Here is a 23,305-nt window from a genome sequence, read left to right as displayed (position 1 = left end):
GGAAGGTCCATGCTTCAAACACCGAGCGGCGGTGCCGGGCACGGTACCGCCGCCGCGGACAGTGGGCTGATGAGTATCGGCTCGGTGCTGAACGTGCTGCGCGGCGAGTTCCCCGAAGTCACCATCTCCAAGATCCGTTTCCTGGAGTCGGAGGGGCTCATCGAGCCTCAGCGGACGCCGTCGGGGTACCGCAAGTTCAGCGCCGGTGACGTCGAGCGCCTGGGCCACGTCCTGAGGATGCAGCGGGACCACTATCTGCCGCTCAAGGTGATCCGGGAGCACCTGGACGCCATGGAGCGCGGCGAGGCCGTGCAGCTGCCCGTCGTGGGGCGTCAGCGGGACGGCGAGACCGCCCTGGAGGCGTCCGACACGCCCACGGCGGCCAGGATCGGCCGGGCCGAGCTGCTGGCGGCCGCGGAGATCGACGAGAGCGTCCTCCAGGAGTGGGAGTCCTACGGGCTCATCGCTCCGCTCGAGGACGGTGTGTACGACGCGGAGGCGGTCACCGTGGCCTCGCTCGTCGCCGAGCTGGGCCGGTACGGGATCGAGCCGCGCCACCTGCGGGTGATGAAGGCCGCCGCGGACCGTGAGGCGGGCCTGGTGGACCAGGTGGTGGCCCCGTTGAGGCGGCACCGCAACCCGCAGACCAGGGCGCATGCCGAAGCGCGTACGAAGGAGCTGGCGGCGCTCACCGTGCGGCTGCACGCGGCCCTGGTGAAGACCGCTCTCGGGGTGCGTCTGCCGTGAGCGGCGGCGGTGCTCGACAGGCCGTATCGGCCACCCGTTCCCGGCCCGACTACCCAAACGTCCCGAGCACGGCCTAGGGTTGCTGTGTGAACGAGCTCGATGTCGTAGGTGTCCGGGTCGAAATGCCCTCCAACCAACCGATCGTGCTCCTGCGCGAAGTGGGAGGCGACAGGTACCTCCCCATCTGGATCGGGCCGGGGGAGGCGACGGCGATCGCCTTCGCCCAGCAGGGCATGGCCCCCGCACGACCGCTGACCCACGACCTGTTCAAGGACGTGCTGGAGGCCGTCGGCCAGGAGCTCACGGAAGTGCGCATCACGGACCTGCGTGAAGGCGTCTTCTACGCGGAGCTGGTCTTCGCCAGCGGGGTCGAGGTGAGTGCCCGCCCGTCCGATGCCATAGCGCTGGCCCTGCGCACCGGAACGCCGATCTACGGCAGTGACACGGTGCTCGACGACGCAGGCATCGCGATTCCGGACGAGCAGGAGGACGAGGTCGAGAAGTTCCGCGAGTTCCTCGACCAGATCTCGCCCGAGGACTTCGGCACCAGCAGCCAGTGAGGCGGGCGGCCGATCCGGCGGACGCGGTCCGTGACGGGTCGGTCGGCGCCCTGTTACGGGCGGGATGTCGGCAAATGCCACCGGCCATTGAGAGCGTCCTACGGCTCCCCGCGAGAGCATTCGGCTAGCCTTTCCCCGCGGTGGGGCACGGGAAACCACTCCTAGGGTGATTATCACTCGGCGTGCCGAGTGTGGCGATCGTTGACGCACCCCTGGTGACTGCCTACCGTCGAGAAGGCAGGTCAAGGACGGAGGTCGGCGTGAGAAGCAGCGGCGACGGTACGGCTGGGGGTGCCCCCGGACGCGGTTTCGGGGAGAGCGGTCCGTACCCTCCCCCAAGCTCTCAGCTGCGTTCCAGCAGGGGGTACGCCCATCCCAACGGCGCGGTCGGCCACGCCCCCCAGCGGCCCACGGCCGTGCCGAACAGCGGAGGGGCGGCGCCCATGGCGTCCGAGCAGATCGGCTACCGCGGTCCGACGGCCTGCGCGGCCGCCGGCATCACCTACCGACAGCTCGACTACTGGGCCCGCACGGGCCTGGTCGAGCCGAGCGTGCGGCCCGCGTACGGGTCGGGCACGCAGCGTCTGTACAGCTTCCGGGACGTCGTCGTCCTGAAGATCGTCAAGCGGTTCCTGGACACCGGGGTCTCGCTGCAGAACATCCGTACCGCCGTCGTGCACCTCAGGGAACGCGGTTTCCGCGACCTGGAGCGCATGACGCTGATGAGCGACGGCGCCACGGTCTACGAGTGCACCTCGCCGGACGAGGTCCACGCCCTGCTCCAGGGCGGGCAGGGCATCTTCGGAATCGCGGTGGGCGTGGTGTGGCGGGACGTGGAAAGCGCGCTCTCCCAGCTGCACGGTGAGCGCATCGACACGGGCGAGACCCTCGTCGGGCACAACCCCGCGGACGAGCTCGCGCGGCGCCGCAACCGGGCCGTCTGAGGCGCGGTCCCCGGGCGCGGCCGAGCCGCGCCCCTGTCCCGTTGTGGGGCATTGTCAGTGGTGTGGTGCAGCATCGGAGTTGTGAGAAACGCGCCCACGATCCTGCATCTCGACATGGATGCCTTCTTCGCCTCGGTGGAGCAGGCATCCAAGCCGAGCCTGCGCGGGAAGGCCGTCGTCGTGGGCGGGCTCGGACCTCGCGGAGTGGTCGCCACGGCGTCGTACGAGGCGCGGGTCTTCGGGGTCCACTCGGCGATGCCCATGGCCCAGGCGCGCCGGCTGGCTCCGAACGCCGCGTATCTCGTGCCGCGCTTCAGCCTGTACCGGACGGTCAGCGAGCAGGTGATGGGGTTGCTGAGGGAGCTGTCCCCCCTGGTGGAGCCGCTGAGCCTGGACGAGGCGTTCGTCGACCTGGAGGCCGGGGGAGCGGCCTGGGACGAGCAGTCCGCGCGGCTCACCGGGGCCAAGCTGCGCGCGGACATACGGGCCGGCACGGGGCTCACCGGGTCGGTGGGGCTCGCGGCATCCAAGATGCTCGCCAAGATCGCCTCCGAGCAGGCCAAGCCGGACGGGCTGGTGCTGATCGAGCCGGGCACCGAGCGGGCGCTGCTGGGACCCATGTCGGTGCGGACGCTGCCGGGGGTCGGCCCGGCGACGGGCGACCATCTGCGGAGAGCCGGGATCACCACGGTCGACGAGATCGCCGAGGCGGGCGAGGACGAGCTCGTACGACTGCTGGGCAAGGCCCATGGGCACGGGCTGTACGCCATGGCGCTGGCGCACGACGAGCGGCCCGTGGTGGCCGAGCGGGAGACCAAGTCGGTCTCGGTCGAGGACACGTACGACGTGGACATCCACGACCGGGTCAGAGTGGGGCTCGAGGTGCAGCGGCTGGCCGACCGGTGCGTGCGGCGGCTGCGCGGGGCCGGGCTGTCGGGGCGGACCATCGTGCTGAAGGTGCGGCGGTACGACTTCTCCACGCTCACCCGGTCCGAGACGCTCCGTGGGCCCACGGACGATCCGGCGGTGGTGCGGGAGGCCGCCGCGCGGCTCCTCGACTCGGTGGACACGACGGGCGGTGTACGGCTGCTTGGCGTGGGCGTCTCCGGGCTCGCCGACTACACACAGGAGGACCTCTTCGCGCAGGCGGCGGGCGAGCGGGCCGACGCGGCGCCGGAGGAGAGCGTGGCCGAGCCCGCGCCGGACATTCAGGCTCCCGCCGAGCGGCACTGGTCGCCCGGTCATGATGTACGCCACATCGAGTACGGACACGGCTGGGTGCAGGGCAGCGGCCTGGGGCGGGTCACCGTGCGCTTCGAAACGCCGGACTCGGAGCCCGGGCGGGTGCGGACGTTCCGGGTCGACGACGTGGACCTGGAGCCGGCGGACCCGTTGCCGTTGGTCCAAGAAGTGGGGGAGGGAGCCGCCGAGGGCAGTTCTGGGCGACCCCGGGTCGGTGAGGGCGGGGGCGACGAGGCCGAGGGCATATCAGGGGCGGCTCGGGGCGAGCCGGAGCGGAGCACGGGGGAGCCTCGGGCCGCGCCGACGCCGCTGTGAGGCGACCGCGGGACAGCCGAGGGGGCGATGGGCGCCGGAGACCCGGAACGGGCGCGAGCAGCCGGAAGACCGCGCAGGGGAACTGGCCTGCGCAGCCGTCGCCCCCAGAGGCTGCCCCGGCCCGCCCGCCCTCCCTACCGCTTCCTCGGACACCCCACTCGTTCGGCCTCAGGTCTCGTCCGTGCCCGCCAGGTTGCCGAAGTCGTGGTCGGGGAGTCGGGGCGGTGGGGCCACGTCCAGGCCGTAGTGGTGGTAGAGCTGCAACTCCTGCTCCGGAGAGAGATGGCGGCCCACACCGAAGTCGGGCGCGTCCTTGATCAGGGCTCGGTCGAACGGGACGTGGAGGGTGCCCTCGACCAGTTCGCTGGGCTCCAGAGGGACGAAGGCGTCGCGTGAGAACAGGCCGGTCCGTATGGCCGCCCACTCCGGCACGCCGGTCGCGTCGTCGAGATACACCTCGTCGATCGTGCCGATCTTGGTGCCGTTGCGGTCGAACGCCTTGCGGCCGATCAGGTTGCGCGGATCGATGTCGGTCTGCACGGGCCCTCCACTTGGTCGCAACTCATCCGTAAGCACTACAAAAGAGCACAATCAGGGAGGCGGCCACTCGAAGGCCCGGGCGTTGACCTCGCTGGTAGTCTTGCAAACGGCTGCTGACCCCGTGCGGGAGAGTCCTCCGGACATCATCGGAGGCGCCGAAGGAGCAAATCCTCCCCGGAATCTCTCAGGCTCACGTACCGCACGGACGAGGTCACTCTGGAAAGCAGGGCGGGTGTCGACGGCTTCCGCTCTCACCGACGGTGAAAGCCGGTGCCCTTCGGGCCACCCGGTGAAGCTCTCAGGTTGAGATGACAGAGGGGGAGGCCGTCGGGGTACCCGTGCCGGGGTGCCCCTCGAAGGTCGCGTCAGACCAGGAGGCCTCCGCAATGACCGCCCATCGCATTCCGCTCACCGAGCTCGAACAGGGCATCCCCTTCGAACAGCGCCACATCGGGCCCGACCAGGAGGCGCGGGCCAAGATGCTCGCGCACGTCGGTTACGGCTCGCTCGACGAGCTCACCGCAGCCGCGGTGCCGGATGTGATCAAGAACGCCGACGCGCTCGATCTGCCGGGTGCCCGTACCGAGCCCGAGGTGATCGCCGAGCTCCGCTCGCTCGCCGACCGCAACCAGGTGCTCGGCTCGATGATCGGGCTCGGGTACTACGGGACCTTCACCCCGCCCGTCATCCTGCGCAACGTCATGGAGAACCCCGCCTGGTACACGGCGTACACGCCCTACCAGCCGGAGATCTCCCAGGGCCGCCTCGAGGCCCTGCTGAACTTCCAGACCATGGTCGCCGACCTCACCGGCCTGCCGACCTCCGGCGCCTCCCTCCTCGACGAGGGCACGGCCGCCGCCGAGGCGATGTCGCTGTCCCGGCGCATGGGCAAGAACAAGAAGGGCCTGTTCCTGGTCGACGCGGACGCGCTGCCGCAGACCATCGCCGTGATCGAGACCCGCGCCGAGCCGACCGGCGTCGAGGTCGTGGTCGCCGACCTCAGCGACGGCATCCCGGCCGAGATCGCCGAGCGCGAGATCAACGGCGTGCTCATCCAGTACCCGGGCGCCTCCGGTGCCGTACGGGACATCAAGCCGGTCATCGACCAGGCGCACGAGCTCGGCGCGCTCGTCACCGTCGCCGCCGACCTGCTCGCCCTGACCCTGCTGGTCTCGCCGGGCGAGCTCGGCGCGGACATCGCGGTCGGCACGACCCAGCGCTTCGGTGTGCCGATGGGCTTCGGCGGACCGCACGCGGGCTACATGGCCGTGCACGAGAAGTTCGCGCGCAGCCTGCCCGGGCGCCTCGTCGGCGTCTCCGTCGACGCCGACGGCAACAAGGCCTACCGGCTCGCCCTGCAGACCCGTGAGCAGCACATCCGCCGCGAGAAGGCGACCAGTAACATCTGCACCGCGCAGGTGCTGCTGGCGGTGATGGCGGGCATGTACGCCGTCCACCACGGGCCGGAGGGCCTCAAGGCCATCGCGCGCCGCACCCACCGTTACGCCACGATCCTCGCCGAGGGCCTCGAGGCCGGCGGGGTCGAGGTAGTCCACGGCGCCTACTTCGACACGCTGACCGTCAAGGTCACCGGCCGCGCCGACGAGATCGTCGCCGCCGCCCGTGACAACGGCGTCAACCTGCACCGGGCCGACGCCGACCACGTCTCCATCGCCTGCGACGAGACCACCAACCGGGCCCAGCTGGCCGCCGTGTGGTCGGCGTTCGGCGTCGAGGGCGACATCGAGGCGTTGGACGCGGCGACGGCGGAGGCCCTGCCGGACGCGCTGCTGCGCTCCGACGTCTACCTCACCCACCCGGTCTTCCACGAGCACCGCTCCGAGACCGCGATGCTGCGCTACCTGCGCAAGCTGGCCGACCGCGACTATGCGCTCGACCGCGGCATGATCCCGCTCGGCTCCTGCACCATGAAGCTGAACGCGACCACCGAGATGGAGCCGGTCACCTGGCCCGAGTTCGGCCAGCTGCACCCCTTCGCGCCCGCCGAGCAGGCCGAGGGGTACCTCACGCTCATCAGTGAGTTGGAGGACCGCCTCGCCGAGGTCACCGGCTACGACAAGGTCTCCCTGCAGCCCAACGCGGGCTCCCAGGGCGAGCTGGCCGGTCTGCTGGCCGTCCGGGGCTACCACCGCGCCAACGGCGACGAGCAGCGCACCATCTGTCTGATCCCGTCCTCCGCGCACGGCACCAACGCCGCGAGCGCCGTGATGGCCGGGATGAAGGTCGTCGTCGTGAAGACCGCCGAGGACGGCGAGATCGACGTCGAGGACCTGCGGGCCAAGATCGAGCAGCACCGCGACGAGCTCGCCGTGCTCATGATCACGTACCCGTCCACGCACGGTGTGTTCGAGGAGCACGTCGCCGACATCTGCGCCCAGGTGCACGAGGCGGGCGGCCAGGTCTACGTCGACGGCGCCAACCTCAACGCCCTGGTCGGCCTCGCCAAGCCCGGCCACTTCGGCGGTGACGTCTCCCACCTCAACCTGCACAAGACCTTCTGCATCCCGCACGGCGGCGGTGGTCCCGGCGTCGGCCCCGTGGGCGTACGGTCGCACCTGGCGCCGTACCTGCCGAACCACCCGATGCAGCCCGCGGCAGGCCCGGAGACGGGCGTCGGGCCGATCTCGGCGGCCCCGTGGGGTTCCGCCGGCATCCTGCCGATCTCGTGGGCGTACGTCCGGCTCATGGGCGGCGAGGGGCTCAAGCGGGCCACGCAGGTGGCCGTGCTGAGCGCCAACTACGTCGCCAAGCGTCTGGAGCCGCACTACCCGGTGCTCTACACCGGCCCCGGCGGCCTGGTCGCGCACGAGTGCATCATCGACCTGCGCCCGCTGACCAAGGCGACCGGCGTGAGCGTCGACGACGTGGCCAAGCGCCTGATCGACTACGGCTTCCACGCGCCGACGATGTCGTTCCCGGTGGCCGGCACGCTGATGATCGAGCCGACCGAGTCCGAGGACCTGGCCGAGCTCGACCGGTTCTGCGACGCGATGATCGAGATCCGCGCGGAGATCGAGAAGGTCGGCTCGGGCGAGTGGCCGGCCGAGGACAACCCGCTGAGCAACGCGCCGCACACGGCGGCCGCGCTCGGCGGGGAGTGGGCGCACGCCTACAGCCGCGAGGAGGCCGTCTTCCCGGCCGGCGTCTCGGCCGCCGACAAGTACTGGCCGCCGGTGCGCCGTATCGACCAGGCCTTCGGTGACCGGAACCTGGTCTGCTCGTGCCCGCCGATGGACGCGTACGAGGGCTGACCGGCCCAAGTGCATGCGTGAGGGCTCCCATCCCGGCCGGGGTGGGAGCCCCTCGTGTGTCACGCGGTGGCGAGGGACACCTCGGTCGCCTTGATCAGCGCGACGACCGGGGACCCGGCCGTCAGGGCGAGGTCGGCGACGGCGTCCCTGGTGACCGCGGCGGTCAGCGCGCCGCCGTCGAAGGCCAGCTTGACCGAGGCCATCGCGCTGCCGGTGGCGATGTCGGTTACCGTGCCCGGGAGCTGGTTGCGGATCGACAGGCCATCGACCGGGCCGGTGGCGAGGGCGACCTCCGTCGACTTCACCAGGGCCCGTACGGCGGAGCCCGGAGCGAGGCCGAGTTCGTGCACGGCCTCCAGGGTGATCGCCGCGGTGAGGGCCTGACCGCCGGCGAGACGGATCCCCACGGTGGCCATCACCTCGCCGGGGGTGATGGCGGTGACGGTGCCGGGGAGTTGATTGCGGATGCTCAGCGTCATGAGCACCCACCGTAGGGCTCCGGGCGCCCTATGCCGGGTATGCGTGGGTCTGCGTCGCCTTGACCGTCGCCCAGACCGGTGCGCCCGGGTGCAGGTCGAGTTCGGCCGCGGCGACCGTGGTGAGGTCGGCGGCGAGGGGGAGGTCGCCGGTGAGGTCGGCACGGATCTGGTCGCCGTGGGTCTCCAGGCCGGCGACCTCGCACCGCCAGAGGTTGCGGGCGCTGGATCCGGTGGGGCGGTCCCGGTAGAGGGTGACGGCGCCCGGCGGGAACGCCACGAAGACCGATCCGGTGATGTCTTCCGTGGTCGTGATGGCGGGACCGGCGTCCAGGCGCACCGTGTGGCCGTCGGCGGTGCCCTTGTAGAGGTTCAGACCGACCAGCTGCGCGATGTAGTCCGTGCGCGGACGGCGGGCGATGTCGGCGGGGGATCCCTCCTGGACCACGCGGCCGTGCTCGATCACGACCAGCCGGTCGGCGAGCACCATCGCGTCCAGCGGATCGTGGGTCACCAGGACGGCGACGGCCTCGAAGTCGGCCAGGTGGCGGCGGAGTTGGGCGCGCACCTCGAGGCGAGTGCGGGCGTCGAGGGCGGCGAGCGGCTCGTCCAGGAGCAGGAGGCGGGGGTGGGTGGCCAGGGCGCGGGCCAGGGCGACGCGCTGCGCCTGGCCGCCGGAGAGCCGGCGGGGCTTGGCACCGGCGTGCTCGGCCAGGCCCATGCGCTTCAGCCAGGCGGCGGCCTGCGCCCGGGCCTCGGCCTTGGTCGCGCCCTGGCAGCGCGGGCCGAAGGCGACGTTGTCCAGGGCGGACAGATGCGGGAAGAGCAGATAGTCCTGGAAGACGACGCCGACCGGACGGGACTCCGGCGGAACACGGTCCAGCGAGGTGCCGTCCAGCCGCAGATGCCCGGCCGTGAGCCGTACGAGACCGGCGAGCGCCCGCAGGGCCGTGGTCTTGCCGGCGCCGTTCGGGCCGAGCAGCGCGACCACGTCGCCCGGGGCGGCGGCCAGCGCCACGTCGAGCTGGAAGGAACCCTGGTCGACGACGAGCCGTGCGTCGAGCCCGGCACCGCGGATGCCTTCGGCGACGAGGCCGGCGGTGGTGTCGTCGATGTCGGTCATGGGGCGCACATCCAGGAGTCGAGCGGGCTGTCGGCCGCCTGTCGGGCGCGGTGCGGCGCGGGAACGGGGGCATTCGTACCGGTGCCGGGGCCGGCGGGGGCCGCACCGGTGGCGACCGCGGCCGTGGTGGTGCGTTCGCACACGATCGTACGGCGACCTGTGTTGTTCACGACGTCGTCAGCCAGCGGTCGCGCAGTCCCGCCAGGACCGCGATCGACACGGTCAGCAGGACCAGGCTGAGGGCGATCGCCGCCTCGGGGTCGTTCTGCAGGGCGAGGTAGACGGCCAGCGGCATGGTCTGGGTGCGGCCGGGGAAGTTTCCCGCGAAGGTGATCGTCGCGCCGAACTCGCCGAGCGCGCGTGCCCAGGCCAGGACGGAGCCGGCGGCGATGCCGGGGGCGATCAGGGGCAGGGTGACGCGGCGGAACGCGGTGAAGCGGGAGGCGCCCAGTGTGGTGGCCGCCTCCTCGAAGCGCGGGTCGGCGGCGCGCAGGGTGCCCTCGACGCTGATCACGAGGAACGGCATCGCGACGAAGGCCTCCGCGACCACGACCCCCGCCGTGGTGAACGGCAGCGTGATCCCGAACCAGGAGTCCAGCCACTGACCGACGACGCCGTTGCGGCCGAGCCCGAGGAGCAGGGCCACACCGCCCACCACGGGGGGAAGGACCAGGGGCAGGGTCACCAGGGCCCGTACGAAGCCGCGTCCCGGGAACTCCGTGCGGGCCAGCAGCCAGGCCAGCGGCACGCCCAGGACCAGACTCACCGCGGTGGCCGCGGTCGCGCTGATCAGGGAGAGCCGGAGCGCCTGCCACACCTCGGGGCTGGTCAGCTGGTTCGGGATGCTGCTCCAGGGGGCCCGGACGAGCAGGGCGACCAGCGGGAGCAGCAGGAACGCCAGGGCCGCCACGCCGGGGAGCAGCAGCGGCAGCGGCACTCCACGGCCGGCGCCGCCATTCCGGACGCGTCGGCGCCGCGGCCCACCCGTCAGGGTGTCCGCGGCACCGGTCTTGTCCAGCGAGGTCACGGCTTGAGGAACCCGGCCTCGGACAGGACCTTCTGGCCCTCGGCGGACTGCACGAGCGCGATGAACTCCTTGGCCGCCGCCGCGTTGTCGGCGTTCTTCAGCAGGGCGATCGGGTAGTCGTTGATGGCCTTGGCCGACTCGGGGAACTCCACGCCCTCCACCTTGTCACCCGCCGCCTTCACATCGGTCTTGTAGACCACCGCGGCGTCGGCCTCCTTCAGCACCACCTTGTTGAGGGCGGACTTGACGTCCTCCTCGTAGGAGGCCGGCGTGAGCTTGAGGCTGCCGGCGTCCAGGGCCTTCTGCGCGGCGGCGCCGCACGGAACCGTCTTGTCGCACAGGACGACCTTGAGGCTGGACTTGGTGAGGTCCTTAAGGGAGGCGACCTTGTCCGGGTTGCCCGGCAGGGTGGCGATCTCCAGCTGGTTGCGGACGAAGGTGGCGGGCGTGGTGGCCGCGTCCTTCTTGTCCGTCACGATCGCCATGGTCTTGGGGCTGGCGGCGGCGAAGACATCGGCGGGGGCGCCCGAGGTGATGCTGGCGGCGAGGGTGTCGCTGCCGCCGAAGTTGAAGCTGACCTTGGTGCCCGGGTGCTGCTTCTCGAACTCCTTGCCCAGGGTCGTGAAGCTCTCCTTCAGCGAGGCGGCGGCGAAGACGGTGACCGTGCCGGACAGCTTCGGTGAGGCGGACGTCGACGCGTCCGACCTGGCCGACGAGTCGGAGGAGTCGTCGGAGGAGGAGCAGGCGCTCAGCGCCAACAGGGCTGCGACTCCTGCGCCGGCCACCTGCAGCATCCGCCGGGTCCGGCGCGCGGAACGGGTCATCACGATCTACTCCTCTGTTCTTTCGGGAAAAGCTGTCGCGCCCTTCCACGGCCGCCGATTCACGGCCGTGCGGCGATGATACTGCCGCATATGCAAGGCGCAGGTCTCCTGTTGCATCGCATGAGCTGGCATCATCGTTGATTGCGGTATGCATGTGCGTTTCTACGGGGGGCCTTGCCGGGTACGGTCATGCGGGAGGTGGTCGCACGTGACGTCCGCGGAACTCGCCCTCACCGGCGACCTGGCCCGGCCGGCCCGGCTGACCGTGCCCGATTTGCTCTTGTGGCCTCAGCACCGGGTGCAGGTCAGCTTCGAGTGCGCGACGAGCGGGACGCAGCGCGGGCATCACGCCCTGCTGTCCTGGGCCGAGATCGACCCCGATTTCGCCCACGCACCGGTTCTGCTCGCCGTCGGCATCGACAACACGCCGCTGGACCGGGCCGGACCGCAACTGGTGCTACCCCAGGACCGCTGCGGGGGCCGGCACATCAGCGGCATCAACGCGATAAGGGTGGACGGGGGCTACCACCGCTGGGGAGCGGCGCCGGACGTACCCGGTCGCGCGCCGGCGGCGGCTCCATAGGCGGACGTCCGCCGCTGTTCAGACGCGGTCGATGTGCACGTTCGTCGACTTCACGCGGGCCGTGGCCTCCATGCCGACCTCCAGGCCCAGTTCCTCGACCGCCTCCCGGGTCAGCAGGGAGACGAGCCGGTGCGGGCCGGCCTGGATCTCCACCTGAGCCGCGACGTCGCCGAGCTTGATCGCGGTGACGATCCCGGGGAAGGCGTTGCGGACCGAGGTGTACGAGGCGTCCTCCTCGGCCGCTCCCGCCTTGGCGAGCTCGACCGAGAACGCGGCCAGGTCCCTGCCGTCGATGAGCCGCCGCCCGCCCTCGTCGCGGTGGGTGGTCATCCGGCCCGCGTCCGCCCATCGGCGGGCGGTGTCCGGGCTCACGCCGAGCAGCCGTGCCGCCTGGCCGATCGTGTAGGACTGCATGCGGATCACGATAGGGCTACAGGCGGGAACGGTGGACGTGGGGTTGGCCGTTGGGTATAACGCGATATAGCGTTAGTTCGTGTGGACGTGTCCGTACGGCCTGATCGGGGTGAGGGAATGTCGGCCGAGCTCTTGCGCAGCAAGGGTGCGTCGCCCGGGGTGCGGGCCTCGCACGCGGACCGGGACCGGGTGGTGGAGGTGCTGACCGTCGCCGCGGGGGACGGCAGACTCAGCGCCGAGGAGCTCGACGAGCGAGTGGAGGCCGCCCTGTCGGCCCGGACGCTGGGCGAGCTGGCAGACCTGACGGCGGACCTGCCCGATGCGGAGGAGGCCGCCCCGGTCAAGGACGTCGTCCGCATCGAACAACAGGGCGGCTCGGCCTCCCGCGGCGACGACTGGGTGGTGCCGCGGCGGATGGAGGTCGAGTCGGCCTGGGGCGATGTGACGCTCGACTTCACCCGGGCGGTCATCGCGCACGACACCCTGCGCATCGACCTGGACATGCGCGGCGGCACGCTGCGGCTGGTGACCCGGCCGGGCGTCGTCGTGGACACCGACTCCCTGGTGCTCGGCTACGCCAAGATCAAGACGCGTCCGGCCGGTGACCCGGGGACGCCGGTCGTCCTGCGCGTGGAGGTGTGCGGCCGTATGAGCTACGGCCGGGTCGTGGCACGTCCACCGCGCGGGGGATGGGTCAGGAAAGCCCCGACGCCTTGAGGACCGCCCGCGCGGTCGAGTCGTCTATCTCGCGGCCCAGCCGCTCCAGCACGTCCGCGCCCTCCCGGAGCGTTCCCTGTTCCAGCGAGCGGCGGACACCCGTGTCCAGCTCGTGCCAGAGCAGGGGGTTCGCGACGAGGGTGCGGGGGTCGACCTCCACCCGGTGACCGTGGGCGTCCCGCAGGACCAGGTGCGAGGAGACGTCGCCGTACTGCCGTACGGTCACCAGCGCGTCGGTGCGGACCGTTTGCCGCCGTGCGAGACGTTGCACCGACAGCCTGCCCGGGCCGGTGGTGACGCGATGCGGCAGCAGGACGTAGCAGGCGGCGGCGGACAGAGCGATCCACAGCAGGGCTCGCAGGCGGGTCAGGGTGCCCGCGTCCCAGTCGACCAGCAGGGTCATGCAGAGGAAGGCGAGGGCGCAGCCCACCGCGAACCGGGCGCTGCCGCGCCAGTGCCGGTCGCCGGTCGGGCTCAGAGGTCCGTTCCGTCGCATGAGCCGACGCTAAGGCCCCGGCCGGGCCGGGACTCGGGTCGCTGATGGAGCTCTGACGCCGTCGGGCCGGATCTTGACGCGATCCTCACGGCCGGGCGGGCCGTCAGGATCCACCGCCGTCCGTCTCAGCCGGTGTGCACGCGCGGGCGCCGTGCGGGGTTCGGCTCCGCTTCGCGCAGCACCTCGCGGGTGACCGGGGCGACCTCGCCCTGGCCGAAGAGGAAGAAGCGCAAGAAGTTGGCGAAGGGGTTGCCCTCGGTCCACTCGAAGTAGATGTGCGGGGTGCAGCTCGTCGAGTCGCGGACGTGGAGGAGCAGCGCCGCCAGGGCGTTGGGGATGGAGGAGGACTCCAGGGTCAGGACGCGGTAGCGGTTGTGGAGCACCTCGCCGCGTACGATCAGCCCCGCCTCGAATTCGGAGGGGTCGGTGACCGTCACCTCGACGAAGACGAAGTCCTCCTGCTCCGGGAAGTCGTTGTCCTCCCGGATCTGCTCGATCTTGTCCCGGTACTCGGCCTTGTCCCGCCGGTCGGGCTCATTGGCTATGAACCGTATCTTGCGGCTGGCCATGTCCCGGACGAATCGTTCCGCCATGCTGTCCAGCTCGACATGGGTGACACGCAGCTCGAAGGCCCGTGCCAGCCGGGACAGCAGCGAGACCAGGATGATGCCGGCGATGAAGCAGGCACCGATCTTCACACCGTCCGGACGCTCGATGACGTTCACGACGGTCGTGTAGAGGAACACCGCGGAGATCACCCCGAAGGCGATCGACCAGTTGCGCTGTCCGGCCTTGCGCGCGGCGATGGTCACCGCGATCGCCGCGGAGCTGATCAGCACCAGCACACCGGTCGCGTAGGCGCCGCCCTGCGCGTCGACATCGGCGTCGAAGAGCCAGGTGACCAGGAAGCCGATCAGGGTGAAGACGATGACCATGGGGCGCACGGCGCGTGCCCAGTGCGGCGCCATGCCGTAGCGGGGCAGATAGCGCGGCATCAGGTTGAGCAGACCCGCCATCGCGGAGGCACCGGCGAACCAGAGGATCGCGATGGTCGAGACGTCGTACACCGTGCCGAAGGCATTGCCGAGGTACTCGTGCGCGAGGTAGGCCAGCGCACGGCCGTTGGCCTGGCCGCCGGACTTGAACTCGTTCTCCGGGATGAGCAGCGTGGTGATGAAGCTGGTAGTGATCAGGAAGACGCTCATGATCACGGCGGCGGTGGTCAGCAGCTTCTTGGTGTCCCGGATCCGGCCGGCCGGCCTCTGCTCGGTGTCGCTCGGGTCGCCCTCGACATGGGGCATGACGGCGACGCCGGTCTCGAAGCCGGACAGGCCCAGGGCGAGTTTCGGGAAGACGACCAGGGCCAGGCCGATCATGACGAAGACGTTCCCGTGCTCGGCGGTCAGGGCGCTCGTCCAGTCGGTGACCACATGGCCGGCCGTGGCGACGTGCCACAGGCCGACGATCACGACGACGACGTTCAGCGCCAGGTAGATGCCGACCAGGGCGACCGCGACGCCGATCGCCTCCAGGAAGCCCTTGAGGAAGACCGCGCCCAGCAGCGCCACGAGGAACAGCGTGATCACCAACTGCTGGCCGTGCAGGACGTTGGTCAGATGCGGGTTCTCCACCAGGTGGGTGGAGGCGTCGGCGGCCGACAGGGTGATGGTGATCAGAAAGTCGGTGGCGGCGAAGCCGAGCAGCGTCAGGACGAACAGCTTGCCCTGCCAGAAGGACAGCAGCCGCTCCAGCATGGCGATGGAGCCCTCGCCGTGCGGGCTCTCCTCGGCCACTCGCCGGTAGACCGGCAGCGCGCCGGCCAGGGTGACTATGACGAGCACGATCGTGGCGATCGGCGACAGCAGGCCGGCCGCCAGGGCCGCGATGCCCGGCTGGTAGCCGAGGGTGGAGAAGTAGTCCACACCGGTCAGGCACATGACCCGCCACCATCGCTGGCCCTTGTGAGCCGGCTCCGGTTCGGCCTGCGCTTCCCCGTGGTGGCCCGCCCCCTTGCCCATGTCGGACAGGCCCTCCAGCATCCAGGCCCGCAGGCGACTGGGCGGAGGGTGTTCGGTCGTGGCCATCAGCCTGCTCCTTGTGCGGCTCGTGTGTTTCCGGCCATCACGCGGACGGCGGCACCAGCGTATGCAGAGCGTGACGCGTGGGCCCACGGATGAGAGGGCCGCAGGCGTCAAACTTGCGTTAAGAATGGCCTGGCGGGCGGTGGTCGCGCATCAAGAAGCGGAGGCCGGGACGCGATCGTCCGGCATTGGACTGTATGGGGGAAGACCGGCCGCCCCGCCCGGGGGACGGACACCGAGCGTCATCGCCGCCCCGCCCCCTCGGCAGCCGGGACGTCCCGTGGCGGCCTGCGCACGTGCGTTCCCTTTCCTCCGGTACGGGCACGACTCCTACGCCGATCCGCTCACAGGCGAGCGGGCCGCCGACCGCGTAGTGCACGTACTCGCGCTCCAGGCGGAAGCCGGCGGTCCAGGCAAGCAGCCGGCCGACGCGGTTGTGGACCGAGCCGTTCCAGCTGGGGAGGTGGCCGTACGCGTCGATGGGCCGTCCTCTGACGGGCTCCTGACGTGCGCATACGAGCCCCTGACGGCCCAGCCACCCGATCGGGCGAGGCTCAGCCAAGGCCGGGCACGGTCGTCCCGCGAAGACGACCGTCAGCCACAGCCAGGCGCTGATGACCCAGGTGAAGACGGCGGGGTGCAGCAGCGCGGACAGGGTGGTCGGGGCGGCTCCCACCGACACCACTAAAAGGACCGGATTCCTGACCAGGTTCGAACAGCCCGCTCGTGGTCCGGCGTCTCGAACCTCCTCTCGACTCCGGACGGGACGGCGGGGCCTGCTCGGGAGCGGCGCGCAACATGGAGACCTTCGTGAGGTGACGGGGACGGCCGGCCGCGAAGGACCGTGCGGTGCCGGGCCCCGGCACCGCACGGCCCTTCGCGGCCGGCGATCGGACGACGACAGAACGACGTGCGCCGGTGCCGGTCGTTGGGAACGGGCGCTTCGGCCGCCCCCGCCTCGATCCGAATTCGGATGGGGAGTCCGGAGCCGTTAGGCCGCTGACGCCTGCGGCCTCTTCGGGCGGCCGACACCGCATCTATCCGCGGGCGCCCCCTGAACAGCCCTGCTCAGCAAGGAATTTGCGCATCTCGTACGGACGGGCGAGGGGGCCGTCAAGGCCGCGTCAAACCCGCATGAGGAGGCGTCAGGGGAGCGTCAAGAGCGACCGCTCGTGGCCGGATCCGGTCGCACACTGATCGGCTCGCGCTCCGTGTGGACGTCCTTGGCATGTTCTTGACGCATTCTTGGGGCCGGTCCGGTGCCCGGCCGGAACCGGCCCCGCGACCTACGCCGTTCAGCCTGATGTGACGTCAACCCTCCCCATGCGCACGGAGCCCGGGCAGAGAGCGCAGCACATGGTGATCTGCGGCGACGACGGACTCGCCCACCGGCTCGCCCTCGAACTGGACGCCGTGTGCGGTGAGATCGTCACCGTCGTGCTGCCCTCCGGGAGCGACGAGTACGGCGCGGGTGTCGCCGCGCTGCACCGTGACCCGGACTCCCCGGTCGAACTGTTCGTCTCCGCCCGCCCCGACGAGCGGACCCTGCGGGCCGCGGGTGTCGAGCGTGCCGCCGCGCTCGCCCTCACCTACCGCGACGACCAGGTCAACATGACGGCGGCCCTGCTGGCCCGCACCCTCAACCCCTCCGTACGGCTGGTGGTCCGTATGTTCGACCGTGAGCGCGGCCGGCATCTGGAGCGGCTGCTCGACCGTGCGGCGGGACTGTGCGACGACGCGGCACAGGACACGTCCACCACAGTGCTCTCCGACGCCGACACCGCGGTACCCGAACTGGTCGCGGCCGCCGCCGTGGGGCATGGTCACACCCTCCAGGTCGAGGGCAAGGTCTTCCGCGGTGTCGTACGGCCCGCGGGGACGCCGCCGCACGCCACCGACCTGGCCACTCTCGCCGTGCTGTCCGGCGCTCATCAGGACGATCCGGCGAGCCAGGACAGCGCGGAGACGCCCGGCGAGGACGGCACCCAGCTGCTGCCGGACACGCAGACCGCCTACCACGGGCAGTTCACGCACGGCCGGCTGATGCTGGAGGAGGTCGTGCACCACACCCCCGAACCTGCGGCCCGCACCCGGGGCCGCCACCTCCGCGGCTGGCTGCGGGCGCGGCTCGCCCACCTGCCGTGGAGGGTCTTGCTCTCTCATCAACTCGCCTCCGTCTACGGGGCGTTGGCGGCCTTCGTGGTGGCGCTCTCGACCGCCACCGCGCTCTTCGCGGACGAGCACCCGTGGTGGAAGAACGTCTACCTGCCGCTGCTGGACATCTTCACCATGGGCGACCCGGCCACCGAGGAGTCGGTCGCGCGGCGCGTGCTCCAGCTGATCGCCGGGTTCGTGGGCCTGGCCGTGCTCCCGCTCGTCGTCGCCGCGACCATGAACGCCACGGAGGCCTTCCGCACCGCCTCCGCGAGCCATCCGCCCGACGACGACGTGAACGGCCACATCGTCCTGGTCGGGCTCGGCATGGTCGGCACCCGGGTGCTGGCCCGGCTGCGCAGCACCGGCCACCAGGTGGTGGCCATCGAGCGCGACCCGCAGGCGCGCGGCATCTCACTCGCCCGCGAACTCGGCATCCCGCTCGTCCTGGAAGACGCGGCCGCCCCGGGCGTGCTCGAACTCGCCCGCGTCGGAGCCAGCCGGTCACTGCTCGTCCTCACCCGCGACGACGGACAGAACCTCGACATCGTGATGGCAGTCCGGGAGACCAACCCCGACGTGCGGGTGGTGATGCGGCTGTACGACGACGACTTCGCCGCGACCGTGCAGCGCACCCTGCGTGCCTCCTATCCGGAGGCACTCACCCGCAGCCGAAGCGTTTCCGCGCTGGCCGCGCCCTCCTTCGCCGCCGCCATGATGGGCCGCCATGTGCTGGGCGTGATGCCCGTGGAGCGGGGCTCGCTGCTGTTCACCTGTGTGGACGTGGCCGGGCACCCCGAGCTGGAGGGGCGGTCCGTGCACGAGGCGTTCCGGGAGAACGAGTGGCGGGTGCTGGCCGTGGGGGCGGCCGCCGGGCCGGTGCCGTCGTCCGCCATGGACACCCTCACCGGACTCCGCCCGGACCGGCCGGGCTTCGACTGGCGCCCCGGGCAGGGCCGGGTGCTGCGGGCGGGTGACCGGGTGGTCCTGGCTACGACACGGCGCGGTCTCGACATCCTGATGACGGGGGTGCGGCCGCATCCGGCGGGGCGGCGGGGGTGAGGAACGGCGGCGTCGGGCCTACTCCAGTCCGGACGCCTTGAACACGCACAGCGCCGTCTCCCGCTCGATCCTCTCCGAGACGCGGCGCAGCGCGGTCGTCCCGCACAGCAGGGTCCCGGACCGCTCGGACTTCCGGGCGTCGGCGTCGAGGCGGTACCAGAGGCCGGGGTTGTCCACCAGGATCTGGGGGTCGATCTCGACCCGGTCGCCGAAGGCGTCCCGCAGGACGAGGCGCCGGGAGACGCCGTCCAGGCAGCGCACGGACACCAGTACGTCGGTGTGCACCCGCCGGGTGCGCGCCAGGCGCCGGGAGGCGAGGCCTTCGCCCACCGAGACCCGGGCCGGGAACAGGACCAGGAGCAGCACCAGCGCGAGCGTGACCCACAGGGAGCCGCGCCACCAGGTGAGGTCGCCCGTGCCCAGTCGGTCAGGAACAGCATGCCGAGCAGCACGCCGGAACAGCGGACCGAGCTGTTCAGATCCTCGGCCCAGCGGCGGTCGTACAGCACGCGGCGCTCCATGCGCCCGAGCGTAGGGATCCCGGGAGCTGGGAGAACGCAGCTTCGCCCCGCCTTGACGCGACTCTGACGAGGCACCCTCCCTTCTTGATGCCGACGCAGCGCGGACGGGCGTTGCGCACGTCACACTCCCGTCAAGAGCACGTCAAGGTCGCGGGGTTCGGCGCGAGTACGCGCAAGGAGCCGCCGGGTGCGGCCGGATCGGGACGGAGTGGGACCCCGGGGTGCCGCTGGTCCGCCTGGCGTGCGAGCGCCGCAGCCTGGGCCGCCCCATCGCCGCATACGTCCGTGAGGTCACCGCGGCGGAGCCCGCCACCCAGGTCACCGTGCTGATCCCGGAGACCGAACCGGAGCGGCTGTGGCAGCGGCTGCTGCAGAACCAGCGGGGCGGCGTCGTCGCCCACGCCGTGCGGCGGGAGACCGACGCGGTGATCTGCAGGCTGCGGTTCCGGCTGTCCTGAGGCGCCGGTCACGGTCTCCGTAAGGGTCCCGTCAAAGCCGTATCGGCCGCCGTAAGGGACCCGTCAACGGCGCTCGAATTCGGCCGACCAGGCGGTTTCCTCCAAGCGTCCGGACTTCCCCCTCCTCATCCGCACCTCATCCCAGGAGTTCACGATGGCCGATCTGGCCTTCGTCGTCACCACGATCGCGGCCTTCGCGCTGGTGGCTCTCATCGCCAGGGGGGTGACCAAGCTGTGACAGCCGAGAACATCGTCGGCCTCGTCGTGGCCGTCGCCCTGCTGGGCTATCTCGTCCTCGCCCTGATCTTCCCGGAGAGGTTCTGAGACAGACATGGGTCCCGTACTCGCCGGCTTCCTCCAGCTGCTCGCGCTGATAGCGGCGCTGGCCCTCGCCTACGTCCCCCTCGGCAACTACATGGCCAAGGTCTACTCCTCCGACAAGCACTGGCGCGTCGAGAAGTGGATCTACAAGGGCATCGGCGCCAACCCCGACACCGAGATGCGCTGGCCCGCGTACCTGCGCGGCGTCCTCGCCTTCTCCGCGGTCGGCGTCCTCTTCCTCTACCTGCTGCAGCGGATCCAGGGCTCCCTGCCCGGCTCGCTCGGCTTCCGGGCCATCGACGCGGACCAGGCGTTCAACACGGCCGTGTCCTTCGTGACCAACACGAACTGGCAGTCGTACTACGGCGAGCAGGCCATGGGCCACGTCGTGCAGACCGCCGGTCTCGCCGTCCAGAACTTCGTCTCCGCGGCCGTCGGCATCGCCGTCGCCGTGGCGCTGGTGCGCGGTTTCGCGCGCTCGCGCACCGGTGAGCTCGGCAACTTCTGGTCCGACCTGGTGCGCGGCACGATCCGCATCCTGGTCCCGGGCGCCGCGATCGCCGCGGTCGTCCTGGTCGCCTGCGGCGCCCTCCAGAACTTCTCCGGCATCCACGAGGTCGGGCAGTTCTTGGGCGGCTCGCAGCAGCGGAACGGCGGCGCCGTCGCCTCCCAGGAGGCCATCAAGGAGCTCGGCACCAACGGTGGCGGTTACTTCAACGCCAACAGTGCCCACCCGTTCGAGAACCCCACCCCGTTCACGAACCTCTTCGAGATCTTCCTGATCCTGCTCATCCCGTTCGCGCTGACCCGCACCTTCGGCATCATGGTCGGCTCGGTCAAGCAGGGCTACGCCATCCTCGCGACCATGGCCACCATCTGGCTCGGCTTCACGGCCCTGATGATGTGGACCGAGTTCGCCCACCACGGCCCGGCGTTCCAGATCGCCGGCGGCGCGATGGAGGGCAAGGAGACCCGCTTCGGCGTCGGCGGCTCGTCGATCTTCGCGGTGGCGACCACGCTCACCTCGACCGGTGCGGTGGACTCCTTCCACTCCTCGTTCACCGGCCTCGGCGGCGGCATCACCATGCTCAGCATGATGCTGGGCGAGATCGCGCCCGGTGGTACCGGTTCCGGCCTCTACGGCATCCTGATCCTGGCGGTCATCGCGGTGTTCATCGCCGGTCTGATGGTCGGCCGTACCCCCGAGTACCTCGGCAAGAAGGTCGGTTCGCGCGAGATCAAGCTGGCGGCCGTCTACATCCTGATCACCCCGGCGCTGGTGCTGGTCTTCACCGCCTTCGCGATGGCGCTGCCCACCCCGGGCAACTCGATGACCAACAGCGGGGCGCACGGATTCTCCGAGATCCTGTACGCCTACACGTCCGCCGCCAACAACAACGGTTCGGCCTTCGCCGGCCTGAACGCGGACACCCAGTGGTTCAACAGCTCCCTGGGCCTGGCCATGCTGTTCGGCCGCTTCCTGCCGATGGTGTTCGTGCTGGCGCTGGCCGGCTCGCTCGCCGAGCAGAAGCCGGTCCCGGTCACCGCGGGCACCCTGCGCACCGAGAAGCCGCTGTTCACCGGTCTGCTGGTGGGCGCGATCCTGATCATCACCGGTCTGACCTACTTCCCGGCCCTGGCGCTGGGCCCGCTGGCCGAGGGGCTGGCGTCATGACCACTCGCACAGAGAAGCAAGAGGACTCCATGTCCGCAGCCACCCCGACCCGGGCGCCGCACAGCGACGTACCCACCGGGCACAAGCCGGCCGAAGGACGTGTCGGCGCGGGCCTGTTCGACCCCATGCAGCTGATCAAGTCGCTGCCGGACGCCGTCCGCAAGCTCGACCCGCGGGTGATGATCAAGTCGCCCGTGATGTTCGTGGTGTGGATCGGATCGGTGCTGACCACGGTCTTCTCCTTCAAGGGCCCGGGCGACTGGTTCGGCTGGGCGATCAGCGCCTGGCTGTGGCTGACCGTGATCTTCGCCAACCTGGCGGAGGCCGTCGCCGAGGGCCGCGGCAAGGCGCAGGCCGACACCCTGCGCAAGGCCAAGACGGACACGGTGGCCCGGCGGCTGGGCGGCGACCGTGAGGAGCAGGTGCCCGGCACCGAGCTGAAGATCGGTGACCTCGTCGTCTGTGAAGCCGGTGACGTCATCCCGGGTGACGGTGACGTCATCGAGGGCGTCGCCTCGGTGGACGAGTCGGCGATCACCGGCGAGTCGGCCCCGGTCATCCGCGAGTCCGGCGGTGACCGGTCCGCGGTCACCGGCGGCACGAAGGTCCTGTCCGACCGCATCGTCATCAAGATCACGACGAAGCCGGGCGAGACCTTCATCGACCGGATGATCAACCTCGTCGAGGGCGCGGCCCGGCAGAAGACGCCGAACGAGATCGCCCTGAACATCCTGCTGGCGTCGCTGACGATCGTCTTCCTGCTGGCCTGTGCCACCCTGCCGCCATTCGCCAACTACGCGGGCACCCACCTGACGATGGTCGTGCTGGTGGCCCTGCTGGTCTGTCTGATCCCGACGACGATCGGCGCGCTGCTCTCCGCGATCGGTATCGCGGGCATGGACCGCCTGGTCCAGCGCAATGTCCTGGCCATGTCCGGCCGCGCGGTCGAGGCCGCCGGTGACGTCTCGACGCTGCTGCTCGACAAGACCGGCACCATCACGCTGGGCAACCGGCAGGCGGCCGAGTTCGTGCCGGTGCGCGGCACCACGGAGCCAGAGGTCGCCGACGCCGCCCAGCTGTCGTCGCTGGCCGACGAGACGCCCGAGGGCCGCTCCGTCGTCGTCCTGGCGAAGGAGAAGTACGGCCTGCGCGAGCGCCACCAGGGAGAGCTGGCGCACGCCGAGTGGATCGCCTTCGCCGCCCAGACCCGTATGTCGGGTGTTGACGTCGACGGCAAGAAGATCCGCAAGGGCGCGGCCGGTTCGGTCATCGCCTGGGTGCAGGAGGAGGGCGGCACCGTCGCGGAGGACGCGGACGGCATCGCCAACCGCATCTCCGAGGCCGGTGGTACCCCCCTGCTGGTCGCCGTCAAGGACACCGAGGGCGCCCGCGTGCTGGGTGTCATCCACCTCAAGGACGTTGTCAAGGAGGGCATGCGGGAGCGGTTCGACGAGCTGCGCCGCATGGGCATCAAGACCGTCATGATCACGGGTGACAACCCGCTGACGGCCAAGGCGATCGCCGCGGAGGCGGGCGTCGACGACTTCCTCGCGGAGGCCACCCCCGAGGACAAGATGGCCCTCATCAAGCGGGAGCAGGCCGGCGGCAAGCTGGTCGCGATGACCGGTGACGGCACCAACGACGCCCCGGCCCTCGCCCAGGCGGACGTCGGCGTGGCGATGAACACGGGTACGTCGGCCGCCAAGGAGGCCGGCAACATGGTCGACCTCGACTCCAACCCGACCAAGCTCAT

At 70.9% G+C, this 23,305-nt stretch carries 20 protein-coding genes, 1 pseudogene and 1 riboswitch; of the genes and pseudogenes, 12 read left to right on the top strand and 9 right to left on the bottom strand.

Annotated elements, in window-relative coordinates; all coding sequences use genetic code 11:
• Positions 1–9: 9 nt before the first annotated feature.
• The 4 genes from ftsR (at position 10) to Q8A52_RS47910 (ending at position 3,808) form a co-directional block, all read left to right on the top strand.
• Complete coding sequence (gene ftsR, locus Q8A52_RS47925) at positions 10–747, top strand: transcriptional regulator FtsR (protein WP_316764946.1); 738 nt, start codon at positions 10–12, stop codon at positions 745–747.
• A gap of 86 nt (positions 748–833) precedes the next feature.
• Entirely contained in the window at positions 834–1,307 is a 474-nt protein-coding gene (locus tag Q8A52_RS47920) for a bifunctional nuclease family protein (RefSeq protein ID WP_026253112.1), read from the top strand.
• Positions 1,308–1,567: 260 nt separating this feature from the next.
• Positions 1,568–2,251: a MerR family transcriptional regulator gene (locus tag Q8A52_RS47915; protein WP_316764939.1), complete on the top strand. Its 684-nt coding sequence runs from the start codon at positions 1,568–1,570 to the stop codon at positions 2,249–2,251.
• A gap of 81 nt (positions 2,252–2,332) precedes the next feature.
• Entirely contained in the window at positions 2,333–3,808 is a 1,476-nt protein-coding gene (locus Q8A52_RS47910) for a DNA polymerase IV (RefSeq protein WP_316764937.1), read from the top strand.
• Positions 3,809–3,976: 168 nt separating this feature from the next.
• On the opposite strand, the gene Q8A52_RS47905 is transcribed toward Q8A52_RS47910, so the two are convergent.
• Positions 3,977–4,348, bottom strand: a complete 372-nt coding sequence (locus tag Q8A52_RS47905; protein ID WP_316764935.1) for a PRC-barrel domain-containing protein — start codon at positions 4,346–4,348, stop codon at positions 3,977–3,979.
• A 114-nt stretch (positions 4,349–4,462) separates the two neighbouring features.
• Positions 4,463–4,558, top strand: a riboswitch (glycine riboswitch).
• A gap of 176 nt (positions 4,559–4,734) precedes the next feature.
• On the opposite strand from Q8A52_RS47905, the gene gcvP reads away from it, so the two are divergent.
• The gene (gene gcvP / locus Q8A52_RS47900; RefSeq protein ID WP_316764933.1) at positions 4,735–7,620 is read left to right on the top strand and encodes an aminomethyl-transferring glycine dehydrogenase; all 2,886 of its coding nucleotides are present in this window, start codon (positions 4,735–4,737) and stop codon (positions 7,618–7,620) included.
• Positions 7,621–7,679: 59 nt separating this feature from the next.
• Here gcvP and Q8A52_RS47895 read toward each other — a convergent pair whose 3' ends face one another.
• The 4 genes from Q8A52_RS47895 to modA form a co-directional block, all read right to left on the bottom strand.
• A complete protein-coding gene (locus tag Q8A52_RS47895; protein ID WP_316764931.1) occupies positions 7,680–8,099 on the bottom strand; it encodes a TOBE domain-containing protein in 420 nt (139 codons plus the stop codon).
• 28 nt (positions 8,100–8,127) lie between these two features.
• Positions 8,128–9,219, bottom strand: a complete 1,092-nt coding sequence (locus Q8A52_RS47890) for an ABC transporter ATP-binding protein (protein ID WP_316764929.1) — start codon at positions 9,217–9,219, stop codon at positions 8,128–8,130.
• A 166-nt stretch (positions 9,220–9,385) separates the two neighbouring features.
• Complete coding sequence (locus Q8A52_RS47885) at positions 9,386–10,246, bottom strand: ABC transporter permease (RefSeq protein ID WP_316764927.1); 861 nt, start codon at positions 10,244–10,246, stop codon at positions 9,386–9,388.
• Positions 10,243–11,070, bottom strand: a complete 828-nt coding sequence (modA, locus tag Q8A52_RS47880) for a molybdate ABC transporter substrate-binding protein (protein ID WP_316764925.1) — start codon at positions 11,068–11,070, stop codon at positions 10,243–10,245. The genes Q8A52_RS47885 and modA overlap by 4 nt, the downstream gene beginning before the upstream one ends.
• Positions 11,071–11,278: 208 nt before the next feature.
• Between modA and Q8A52_RS47875 the strand changes: the two genes are divergently transcribed.
• Entirely contained in the window at positions 11,279–11,653 is a 375-nt protein-coding gene (locus tag Q8A52_RS47875) for a hypothetical protein (RefSeq protein ID WP_316764923.1), read from the top strand.
• 18 nt (positions 11,654–11,671) lie between these two features.
• Here the strand turns inward: Q8A52_RS47875 and Q8A52_RS47870 are convergent, their stop codons facing one another.
• Positions 11,672–12,067 carry a TOBE domain-containing protein gene (locus tag Q8A52_RS47870; RefSeq protein ID WP_316764921.1) on the bottom strand — a complete coding sequence of 132 codons (396 nt, stop codon included), beginning with the start codon at positions 12,065–12,067 and terminating at the stop codon, positions 11,672–11,674.
• Between the two features lie 117 nt (positions 12,068–12,184).
• Between Q8A52_RS47870 and Q8A52_RS47865 the strand changes: the two genes are divergently transcribed.
• Positions 12,185–12,784: a DUF1707 SHOCT-like domain-containing protein gene (locus Q8A52_RS47865; RefSeq protein WP_316764919.1), complete on the top strand. Its 600-nt coding sequence runs from the start codon at positions 12,185–12,187 to the stop codon at positions 12,782–12,784.
• Here Q8A52_RS47865 and Q8A52_RS47860 read toward each other — a convergent pair.
• Both Q8A52_RS47860 and Q8A52_RS47855 read right to left on the bottom strand, forming a co-directional pair.
• Positions 12,762–13,280, bottom strand: coding sequence for a hypothetical protein (locus tag Q8A52_RS47860; RefSeq protein ID WP_316764917.1), 519 nt, complete (start codon positions 13,278–13,280; stop codon positions 12,762–12,764). The two genes, Q8A52_RS47865 and Q8A52_RS47860, sit on opposite strands and share 23 nt — an antisense overlap.
• A 125-nt stretch (positions 13,281–13,405) precedes the next feature.
• Positions 13,406–15,364 (bottom strand): APC family permease, encoded by a 1,959-nt coding sequence (locus Q8A52_RS47855; protein ID WP_316764915.1) that lies wholly within the window; start codon positions 15,362–15,364, stop codon positions 13,406–13,408.
• Positions 15,365–16,684: 1,320 nt separating this feature from the next.
• On the opposite strand from Q8A52_RS47855, the gene Q8A52_RS47850 reads away from it, so the two are divergent.
• Positions 16,685–18,577, top strand: coding sequence for an NAD-binding protein (locus Q8A52_RS47850; RefSeq protein WP_316764913.1), 1,893 nt, complete (start codon positions 16,685–16,687; stop codon positions 18,575–18,577).
• Positions 18,578–18,595: 18 nt separating this feature from the next.
• Here the strand turns inward: Q8A52_RS47850 and Q8A52_RS47845 are convergent, their stop codons facing one another.
• Positions 18,596–18,943, bottom strand: coding sequence for a hypothetical protein (locus Q8A52_RS47845; RefSeq protein ID WP_316764911.1), 348 nt, complete (start codon positions 18,941–18,943; stop codon positions 18,596–18,598).
• A gap of 349 nt (positions 18,944–19,292) precedes the next feature.
• Here Q8A52_RS47845 and Q8A52_RS47840 point away from each other — a divergent pair.
• From Q8A52_RS47840 to kdpB, 4 genes and pseudogenes are all read left to right on the top strand, one after another.
• Positions 19,293–19,556: pseudogene (locus tag Q8A52_RS47840) on the top strand (amino acid permease); the annotation flags it as partial.
• 234 nt (positions 19,557–19,790) lie between these two features.
• Complete coding sequence (gene kdpF, locus Q8A52_RS47835) at positions 19,791–19,880, top strand: K(+)-transporting ATPase subunit F (protein WP_016434100.1); 90 nt, start codon at positions 19,791–19,793, stop codon at positions 19,878–19,880.
• A 7-nt stretch (positions 19,881–19,887) separates the two neighbouring features.
• Entirely contained in the window at positions 19,888–21,552 is a 1,665-nt protein-coding gene (kdpA, locus tag Q8A52_RS47830; RefSeq protein ID WP_316764909.1) for a potassium-transporting ATPase subunit KdpA, read from the top strand.
• Positions 21,549–23,305: potassium-transporting ATPase subunit KdpB (gene kdpB, locus Q8A52_RS47825; RefSeq protein ID WP_316764907.1), on the top strand; the 1,757-nt coding region annotated here is incomplete at its 3' end. The genes kdpA and kdpB, both read left to right, overlap by 4 nt.

Source organism: Streptomyces herbicida (assembly GCF_032656585.1).
GTDB lineage: Bacteria > Actinomycetota > Actinomycetes > Streptomycetales > Streptomycetaceae > Streptomyces > Streptomyces herbicida.
The sequence above is the reverse complement of the archived record's forward strand: the minus strand, read 5'-3'. Positions and strand labels throughout refer to the sequence as shown.